Origin of the sequence: Geobacillus sp. WSUCF1 (assembly GCF_000422025.1) — a bacterium.
GTDB classification, from domain to species: domain Bacteria; phylum Bacillota; class Bacilli; order Bacillales; family Anoxybacillaceae; genus Geobacillus; species Geobacillus zalihae.
Genome location: NZ_ATCO01000070.1, coordinates 1 through 9172 on the forward strand (window position 1 = coordinate 1; position 9172 = coordinate 9172).

The 9172-nt window shown below is 51.4% G+C and carries 8 protein-coding genes; all 8 read left to right on the forward strand.

The window, feature by feature from the left end; genetic code table 11:
* Positions 1 to 168 precede the first annotated feature (168 nt).
* The 8 genes from rocF (at position 169) to I656_RS08670 (ending at position 9113) form a co-directional block, all read left to right on the forward strand.
* Positions 169 to 1068: an arginase gene (rocF, locus tag I656_RS08705; protein WP_033005491.1), complete on the forward strand. Its 900-nt coding sequence runs from the start codon at positions 169 to 171 to the stop codon at positions 1066 to 1068.
* 200 nt (positions 1069 to 1268) lie between these two features.
* A complete protein-coding gene (sigW, locus tag I656_RS08700; protein WP_020279758.1) occupies positions 1269 to 1832 on the forward strand; it encodes an RNA polymerase sigma factor SigW in 564 nt (187 codons plus the stop codon).
* 14 nt (positions 1833 to 1846) lie between these two features.
* The gene (gene rsiW / locus I656_RS08695; protein ID WP_015373735.1) at positions 1847 to 2458 is read left to right on the forward strand and encodes an anti-sigma-W factor RsiW; all 612 of its coding nucleotides are present in this window, start codon (positions 1847 to 1849) and stop codon (positions 2456 to 2458) included.
* 72 nt (positions 2459 to 2530) lie between these two features.
* A complete protein-coding gene (cdaA, locus tag I656_RS08690) occupies positions 2531 to 3352 on the forward strand; it encodes a diadenylate cyclase CdaA (RefSeq protein ID WP_014194616.1) in 822 nt (273 codons plus the stop codon).
* Positions 3345 to 4583: a YbbR-like domain-containing protein gene (locus tag I656_RS08685; protein ID WP_015373736.1), complete on the forward strand. Its 1239-nt coding sequence runs from the start codon at positions 3345 to 3347 to the stop codon at positions 4581 to 4583. The genes cdaA and I656_RS08685 overlap by 8 nt, the downstream gene beginning before the upstream one ends.
* Positions 4584 to 4610: 27 nt before the next feature.
* On the forward strand, positions 4611 to 5960 hold the full coding sequence (glmM, locus tag I656_RS08680; protein ID WP_020754911.1) for a phosphoglucosamine mutase: 1350 nt from the start codon (positions 4611 to 4613) through the stop codon (positions 5958 to 5960).
* A 534-nt stretch (positions 5961 to 6494) separates the two neighbouring features.
* Positions 6495 to 8297: a glutamine--fructose-6-phosphate transaminase (isomerizing) gene (gene glmS, locus I656_RS08675; protein ID WP_020754912.1), complete on the forward strand. Its 1803-nt coding sequence runs from the start codon at positions 6495 to 6497 to the stop codon at positions 8295 to 8297.
* Between the two features lie 393 nt (positions 8298 to 8690).
* Entirely contained in the window at positions 8691 to 9113 is a 423-nt protein-coding gene (locus I656_RS08670) for an ABC transporter permease subunit (protein WP_255348553.1), read from the forward strand.
* Positions 9114 to 9172 lie beyond the last annotated feature (59 nt).

A 9172-nucleotide genomic window follows, 5' to 3' on the forward strand; every position in this document is an offset into this window, starting at 1 on the left:
TTCGATCCCGATAGGCTCCATCAAGAGCAGACTGCTTGACAACCAAAAGCAGCCTGCTCTTTTTTGTTATATCGGTATAAATATTCAAAATTTTGTCAAGTTGAGTCATCCCCTTTCTTTCCTCTACAATAAAGACGTAACAGGAACCGGAAAGGAGTGGGAGACAGCATGAAGCCAATTTCAATTATCGGGGTTCCGATGGATTTAGGGCAGACACGCCGCGGCGTTGATATGGGGCCGAGCGCAATGCGTTATGCAGGCGTCATCGAACGTCTGGAACGTCTTCATTACGATATTGAAGATTTGGGAGATATTCCGATTGGAAAAGCAGAGCGGTTGCACGAGCAAGGAGATTCACGGTTGCGCAATTTGAAAGCGGTTGCGGAAGCGAACGAGAAACTTGCGGCGGCGGTTGACCAAGTCGTTCAGCGGGGGCGATTTCCGCTTGTGTTGGGCGGCGACCATAGCATCGCCATTGGCACGCTCGCCGGGGTGGCGAAACATTATGAGCGGCTTGGAGTGATCTGGTATGACGCGCATGGCGACGTCAACACCGCGGAAACGTCGCCGTCTGGAAACATTCATGGCATGCCGCTGGCGGCGAGCCTCGGGTTTGGCCATCCGGCGCTGACGCAAATCGGCGGATACAGCCCCAAAATCAAGCCGGAACATGTCGTGTTGATCGGCGTCCGTTCCCTTGATGAAGGGGAGAAGAAGTTTATTCGCGAAAAAGGAATCAAAATTTACACGATGCATGAGGTTGATCGGCTCGGAATGACAAGGGTGATGGAAGAAACGATCGCCTATTTAAAAGAACGAACGGATGGCGTTCATTTGTCGCTTGACTTGGATGGCCTTGACCCAAGCGACGCACCGGGAGTCGGAACGCCTGTCATTGGAGGATTGACATACCGCGAAAGCCATTTGGCGATGGAGATGCTGGCCGAGGCACAAATCATCACTTCAGCGGAATTTGTCGAAGTGAACCCGATCTTGGATGAGCGGAACAAAACAGCATCAGTGGCTGTAGCGCTGATGGGGTCGTTGTTTGGTGAAAAACTCATTTAATGCATGTGGGCAAAGAGGGTTGGTTGCGGGATTCACGGATATGATGATGATTTGTTCCCGCTGTTTGTGAAAGAGGGGCTGCCATTTGTTTGGAGTCCCCTCTTTTTCCGTTGTATGATACAATAAATATGTTGCATGAAACTTTTCTTGATCGAGCGCCGTAATATACAGTAAGCCGTGAGGCGGGGGTATTGTATTTTATGGATCTATTTATTAAAAAGAGAATTAAGGCGATCCAAAAAGGGGATCAAAACGCATACGCGGATCTTGTCGATTTGTATAAGGACAAGATTTACCGTCTTTGCTATCGAATGTTGGGCAATCGGCATGAGGCGGAAGATGCGGCGCAGGAGGCGTTCATCCGCGCCTACATCCATATTGATACGTACAATCCTGAAATGAAGTTTTCCACTTGGCTGTACCGAATCGCGACGAACTTGACGATCGATAAATTGCGGAAACGGAAGCCGGACGTGTATTTAGATGAAGAGGTCGGAGGCACGGACGGGTTGACGATGCAGGCTCAGCTTCCTTCCCGCGAAACATCCCCGGAGGAGGCAGTGGAAAGCCTGGAGCTGCAAGAGACGGTGCAGCGAGCGATTGAGCAGTTGCCAGAAAAGTATCGAAGCGTGATCGTGTTGAAATATATGGAAGATTTGTCGTTGCAAGAAATCAGCGAGATTTTAGGGTTGCCGGTCGGCACGGTGAAAACGCGGCTGCATCGCGGCCGTGAAGCGTTGCGCAGGCAATTGGGTCATTTATAAGAGGGTGGGAGACTATGGAATGTCCGAAAGAAATCGTGTTGCTCATGCACAGCTATTTTGATGGAGATCTCCAGCCAGAAGGAGAGCAGCAGCTGAAAGAACATTTGCGTTCGTGCGCTGCGTGCGCTGCCCATTTTCACGAGCTGAAAAAGACGGTTGCTTTCCTCCAATATGCCGCCCACGTTGCGGCGCCGCCGTCGTTTGCAGCCAAGGTTATGGAGGCGATGCCGAAAGAGAGAAAGACCGCGCGGCTGCGCCGTTTTCTGCATCGTCATCCGCTGCTTACGGCTGCCTCGTTGTTTTTCGCGCTTACTTTCGGCAGCTTAGCCTCTTCATGGGGGGAAAGAGGCGCGTTTTCCGTCTCAGCTGATGAACATGTCATCATCCGCGATCATACTGTCATCGTGCCGAAAGGAGAAACGGTCAAAGGAGATATTGTCGTCCGCAATGGCTCGATTCGGATTGAAGGAACGGTTGATGGGGACGTGACTGTGATCCATGGAAAGAAATATATGGCGTCCGCCGGGCAAGTGACAGGGGAAGTGGAGGAAATTAATCAAGTGTTTGAATGGATTTGGTATAATATTAAAGAAAGGTTCAATCGTGCGCTCCAATCGATTGAATGATGGCAGCCATCGTTCGATGGCTTTTTCCGTGGCCATCAACAGATTGGAATTAGAGATAAAGGAAGTGTGAAGATGTCCTTCGGAGAGCTCCCCATCGTGTCATATTTGTTAAAAGTGGTTGATATCCTTGTCGTTTGGTATGTGATTTACAAGTTGATCATGATGATTCGCGGGACGAAGGCCATTCAGTTGTTAAAAGGCATTTTTTTAATTATTTTGGTTCGTTTCGTGAGCAATTACCTCGGATTGACGACGTTGCAATGGCTGATGGATCAGGCGATCATTTGGGGATTTCTCGCGATCATCATCATTTTTCAACCAGAATTGCGGCGCGCCCTTGAGCAGCTCGGCCGCGGACGGCTGTTCACCCGCAATACGGTCAATGAAGAGGAAGAGCGGATGCGAATGGTGGAAGCCATTGTCAAAGCGACCGAGTATATGGCGAAGCGACGCATCGGCGCGCTGATTTCCATTGAGCGGGAAACCGGAATGAACGATTATGTCGAAACCGGCATTATGTTAAACGCTCATGTATCGCCGGAACTGCTCATTAATATTTTCATTCCGAACACGCCGCTTCATGATGGGGCGGTCATTATTCAAAAAAACCAAATCGCTGCGGCGGCCTGTTATTTGCCATTATCGGAAAGTCCGTTTATTTCGAAAGAGCTCGGAACACGCCATCGGGCGGCGCTCGGCATCAGCGAAGTGACGGACAGCGTCACCGTCGTCGTGTCGGAAGAGACGGGAGCAGTATCGTTGACGAAAAACGGCGAGCTGTACCGCGATTTAACGATCGATGAGTTTCGGGAGCTGTTGACCGGCGAACTTGCTCCAGCGACGAAGGCGCCTGCTTCTTCCCGTTGGCAGTGGAGGGGGAAGAAACATGGATAAGTTGATGGACCATCCTTGGTTTATTCGCGTTGTCTCCTTATTGCTGGCGATTATGCTGTATATGTCGGCCAATGTCGGGGCGAAAACTGGTGAGACGCGCAACACGTTTGGCCAGGAAGATACGGAAACGTTGGTCGATATTCCGGTGGTCGCTTACTATGATGAAAACAACTTGGTCGTATCGGGTGTCCCGAAATACGTGAACGTTACGCTCCAAGGACCCGCCAGCATTGTCAAGCCGACGGCTCTACAACGAAATTTCGAGGTGTATGTCGATTTAACGGAATTGCCATTAGGGACATACACGGTGCCGATCAAATACAGGGACATCTCCGACAAGTTGAAAGTGACGATTCAGCCTTCCTCGGCCAAAGTGACGATTCGTGAAAAAGTGTCGAAACAGTTTCCGGTCGGTGTTGAATTTTTCAATCGAAACAAAATGCCGGATGGCTATTCCGTTGGAGAACCGACGGTGAAACCAGATGCCGTGACGATTACCGGGGCGAAGGAACGAATCGACGAGATTGCCTTTGTCAAAGCCATCGTCGACTTAGATGGGGCGACGGAAACGCTGACGAGAGAAGCGCGCGTTCGAGTGTACGATCGACGGGGAAATGAGTTGGATATTGAGCCAGAGCCATCGTCGGTGGAAGTAACCGTGCCGGTGAAAAGCCCGAGCAAGACGGTGCCGGTTCAAGTGCAGACAACCGGAGAGCTGCCGGATGGTGTGCATCTTGTCAGCGTCACGCCGGAGCCGGATCGGGTCACGATTTATGGACCGAAGGAAGTGTTGAACCATATTGACAAGCTGGAAGGATTGACCGTTGATTTGGACGACATTACTGATGATGCGACGGTAGAGCTCGACGTTCCGCTTCCCGATGGCGCAAAAAGCGTCAACCCAGACAAAATCAAGGTCCATATTGATGTGGAAAAAGACGTCACGCAAACGTGGAAAGACGTGCCGATCGCTGTCGTCGGCTTGCCGGATTCATACAAAGCCGAATTTGTCAAACCGCTTGAAGGCAAAATTACGGTCCGCCTTGTCGGTCCGCCCGATGTCGTCCGCGGGTTGACAAAAGACGATATTCGTTTGTATGTCGATGTCGGTGGACTTGACACCGGCGAACATCAAGTTCCCATTCAATGGAACCACCCTGAACAAGTCCAATGGCAGCCGTCGGTGGAAACGGCGATGGTCCAGATTAGCGAAAAAGCGGCTGCACAATAAACTGCATAGTAAGGAGAGAGTGAACGAATGGGCAAATATTTTGGCACTGATGGTGTACGAGGAGTCGCAAATCGTGAATTGACGCCAGAGTTGGCGTTTCAAATCGGCCGCTGCGGCGGATACGTGCTGACCAAAAGCGCTGAGCGCCCGAAAGTGCTGATCGGGCGCGACACCCGCATTTCCGGCCATATGTTGGAAGGGGCCCTTGTCGCGGGGCTTTTGTCGATCGGGGCGGAAGTGATGCGCCTTGGCGTCATTTCCACGCCAGGTGTCGCCTATTTGACGAAGGCGCTTGGAGCGCAGGCCGGCATCATGATTTCCGCCTCCCACAACCCGGTGCAAGATAACGGCATTAAATTTTTCGGCCCGGACGGGTTCAAGCTGTCGGATGAGCAAGAAGCAGAAATTGAGGCGCTGATCGACAGCGCGGAGGATATGCTGCCGCGGCCGATCGGGGCTGGGCTTGGGCAAGTCAACGACTATTTTGAAGGCGGGCAAAAATACTTGCAGTATTTAAAACAAACGATCGATGAAGAAGATTTTTCCGGGATGAAAATCGCCCTCGACTGCGCGCACGGGGCGACGTCATCGCTGGCGACCTACCTATTTGCCGATTTGGATGCGGATGTCGTGACAATGGGGGCTTCGCCCAATGGGCTCAACATTAACGAAGGGGTCGGTTCCACCCATCCGGAAGCGTTGGCGGCGTTTGTCAAAGAAAAAGGAGCTGATGTCGGGCTCGCCTTTGACGGGGACGGCGACCGTCTCATTGCCGTCGATGAGAACGGCAACATCGTCGATGGCGACCAGATTATGTACATTTGCGCCAAATATTTAAAAGAAACCGGCCGCCTCAAGCACCAAACCGTCGTCTCGACCGTCATGAGCAACCTTGGGTTTTACAAGGCGCTTGAGGCGCAGGGAATCAAAAGTGTACAAACGGCCGTTGGCGACCGCTATGTCGTCGAGGAAATGAAGAAGAACGGCTATAATCTTGGCGGCGAGCAGTCCGGACACATCATCTTCCTTGACTACAACACGACGGGGGACGGCATGTTGACGGCGCTCCAGCTTGTCAACATCATGAAAATCAAAGGCAAGCCGCTTTCCGAATTGGCGGGGGAAATGAAAAAATACCCGCAGCTGCTTGTGAACGTCCGGGTGGCCGATAAGGAAAAAGCAATGGAAAACGAACAAGTGAAAAACGTGATCCAGGAAGTGGAGGCAGAGATGAACGGCAACGGCCGCGTTCTTGTCCGCCCATCGGGGACTGAGCCGCTTGTGCGCATTATGGCGGAGGCCCAAACCGAGGAAGCGTGCCGCGCCTACGTTGAGCGGATCGCGGATGTTGTCCGCCGTGAAATGGGAGCGGAATAACCGATTGCTTGGACAACCACCCTATGCATAGACGGAACGTTCCCTTTCGTTTATGCATAGGGTATTTATATAAATAGTTGACGCCGCTGGGAATGTCCTGTAATATTAACGTTGTTGCCTTTTTCTTGAAAGGAGGCGATGGAAGGGCGAAGAGCGGAACATGGTAAAGTGATGGCTTGTCGCAACCGTGGGCATGGCCAACAAAGCAACAAGGTGATTGGTTGTTGCATCGGTTTTAACGATCACAAAGCGCCTGGACTAAGCGTTGGACGGAAGAACGCTTAGTTGACGAGGAGGAGGTTTATCGAGGTTTTCGGCGGATGCCTCCCGGCTGGAGCGATGACAGCCGCAAGTCCTCTCTTAAAACAAAGGGGTGACCCTTTGCACAAAGGGGAGGATGTCATCGCGCGAATATAGACAGGGAGTCTGCCGCCCGTGGATCGGCGAGACCCCGAACATGTTCTTTGACAACTGAACAGGAAAGACGGTTCTCGTTAGCGGCAGCCTCCAAGATGAAAAGGAGGAACATTTGCCATGTGCGGCATTGTTGGCTATATCGGTTATCAAGATGTGAAGGAAATTTTATTGCGCGGATTGGAAAAACTCGAGTATCGCGGCTACGATTCAGCGGGGATCGCCGTATTGAACGAAAGCGGCGTGCATGTGTTTAAGGAAAAAGGACGGATCGCCGATTTGCGCCGCATCGTCGACCCGAACGTCAACGCGACGGTCGGCATTGGCCATACACGCTGGGCGACGCACGGGGCGCCAAGCCGATTGAACGCCCACCCGCATCAAAGCGCTTCCGGCCGTTTTACGCTCGTGCATAACGGTGTCATTGAAAACTATGAAATGGTCAAGCGCGACTACTTGGCCGATGTCACATTCCAAAGCGATACGGACACGGAAGTGATCGTCCAGCTCGTGGAGAAGTTCGTCAACGACGGACTGGCAACGAAAGAGGCGTTCCGAAAAACGCTCTCGCTGCTAAAAGGATCGTACGCCATCGCCATGATCGATGCACAAGACGAAAACACGATCTATGCGGCGAAAAACAAAAGCCCGCTTCTTGTCGGATTGGGCGATGGGTTTAACGTCGTGGCGAGCGATGCGATGGCGATGCTCCAAGTGACGAATCGATTCGTCGAACTGATGGATGGGGAGCTCGTCATCGTCACGAGCGAGAACGTCACGATTCAAACGCTAAACGGTGAAACAGTCGAACGGAAGCCGTTTACGGCCGAACTCGATGGGAGCGACATTGAAAAAGGGACGTATCCGCATTATATGCTGAAAGAAATTGATGAGCAGCCGTTCGTCATCCGCCGCATCATTCAAAAATACCAAGACGAAAACGGCGGATTGACGATCGACCAAGCGATCATCAACGAAGTGCTGAACGCCGACCGCCTGTACATTGTCGCGTGCGGAACGAGCTACCACGCAGGTCTCGTCGGCAAGCAGTTGATCGAATCGTGGGCGAAAATTCCGGTGGAAGTGCATATTGCCAGCGAATTTTCGTACAACATGCCGCTGTTGTCGGAAAAGCCGCTCTTCATCTTTATCTCGCAAAGCGGCGAAACGGCCGACAGCCGCGCCGTGCTCGTGCAAACGAACAAACTCGGCCATAAAGCGATTACGATCACGAACGTCCCAGGTTCGACGCTGTCGCGGGAAGCCGATTATACGCTTCTGTTGCACGCCGGCCCGGAAATCGCCGTTGCCTCGACAAAGGCATATACGGCGCAAATTGCTGTACTTGCGATTTTGGCCGCCGCGGCGGCGAAAGCGAAAGGCTTTGAGCTGGACTTTGACTTGACGAAAGAGCTTGCCATCGTCGCCAATGTGATGGAAATGCTGTGCGATGCGAAAGAGGAAATGGAGAACATCGCGAGCGACTACTTGACCCTGACGCGCAACTGCTTCTTCATCGGCCGCGCCGTTGACTACTATGTCTGCCTAGAAGGCGCGCTGAAGCTGAAGGAGATCTCGTACATCCAAGCGGAAGGGTTCGCCGGCGGCGAGCTGAAACACGGCACGATCGCCTTGATTGAGGACGGCACGCCGGTCATCGCCCTCGCCACCCAAGAGCACGTAAATTTGAGCATTCGCGGCAACGTAAAAGAAGTCGTCGCCCGCGGCGCGAACCCGTGCGTCATCTCGATGCGCGGCCTGGAAGGCGACGGCGACCGCTTCATCATCCCGGCCGTCCATCCGGATCTTACGCCGCTTGTCTCCGTCGTGCCGTTGCAGCTGATCGCCTACTATGCCGCCTTGCACCGCGGCTGCGACGTCGACAAACCGCGCAACTTGGCGAAGAGCGTGACGGTGGAGTGAGCGGTTCGTTGGTCGGAAAGGCTGTTGTTAAGTGACAAAAAAAGCCTTATACTCGCGATCGTATCGAAGCGAAACAAATTCAATTCAGTTTGATTGGCAACGAGGATGGGATTCCAATTAGGGAGAAGGAAATAGGATTGAAGGGAATCGAGAAAGGTACCTAAAGGTGCTTTTCTCGATTTTTTATTTGGAACTAAAAGAGGAGACCTTCATGTCGCCAAACTAGTCATAGAAGAAGGAATCTGCTAAAGCCGGATAAAATCCAAATATAGCGGGAATAAAATTCCCCCTTCAAGATAAGCCCTACTGCAGCTAATTGAGTTTCTAAACTTATTTAGTCATATAAAAACTGCGCCTCCATTGGTTAGTTGTGTCTAACTGCTTCCGCGTCCGCTGCAAAAAATGGTTAAAGGAATCGCGTTTTTTCTTGAGTCGATCCCCGATGTTATTTTTATTTTTTCTACGCAACTGTTTGTCATCTGGGTGTTTAAAAAGACAGATTTGCTTATTGTCAATCCTGTTGCCGGTTTTGACAATGTATACGTGCTGCCGATTGTCATGATTTCCATTTTGCCTTCCATTCTGCTGTTCCAAATGACATTTCTTGCGTTTACGGAGGAAAAAGACAAGCCATACGTCGAATATGCGCTAGCGAAAGGATTGTCAAAAACGGCAGTGCTATGGCGCCATATGTTCCGCAACGCGCTGATCACCGTGTTTTCTAACGACCAATATTTGTTTTGGTTTATGCTGTCGAACTTGTTAGTGGCGGAATATTTGTTTAACATCTTTCCGAAAGAAGTCTCCCACTTCTAAACGAAGTGAAAGTGGGAGATGAATTTCGGTTAGGTATAGCCTAAAATTGTCTCTTTTTT

Bases quoted from the DNA above. Each gene is read 5' to 3' on its own strand.
- rocF (WP_033005491.1), top strand. From the start codon at position 169: ATGAAGCCAATTTCAATTATCGGGGTTCCGATGGATTTAGGGCAGACA.
- glmM (WP_020754911.1), top strand. From the start codon at position 4,611: ATGGGCAAATATTTTGGCACTGATGGTGTACGAGGAGTCGCAAATCGT.
- rsiW (WP_015373735.1), top strand. From the start codon at position 1,847: ATGGAATGTCCGAAAGAAATCGTGTTGCTCATGCACAGCTATTTTGAT.
- sigW (WP_020279758.1), top strand. From the start codon at position 1,269: ATGGATCTATTTATTAAAAAGAGAATTAAGGCGATCCAAAAAGGGGAT.
- cdaA (WP_014194616.1), top strand. From the start codon at position 2,531: ATGTCCTTCGGAGAGCTCCCCATCGTGTCATATTTGTTAAAAGTGGTT.
- glmS (WP_020754912.1), top strand. From the start codon at position 6,495: ATGTGCGGCATTGTTGGCTATATCGGTTATCAAGATGTGAAGGAAATT.
- I656_RS08685 (WP_015373736.1), top strand. From the start codon at position 3,345: ATGGATAAGTTGATGGACCATCCTTGGTTTATTCGCGTTGTCTCCTTA.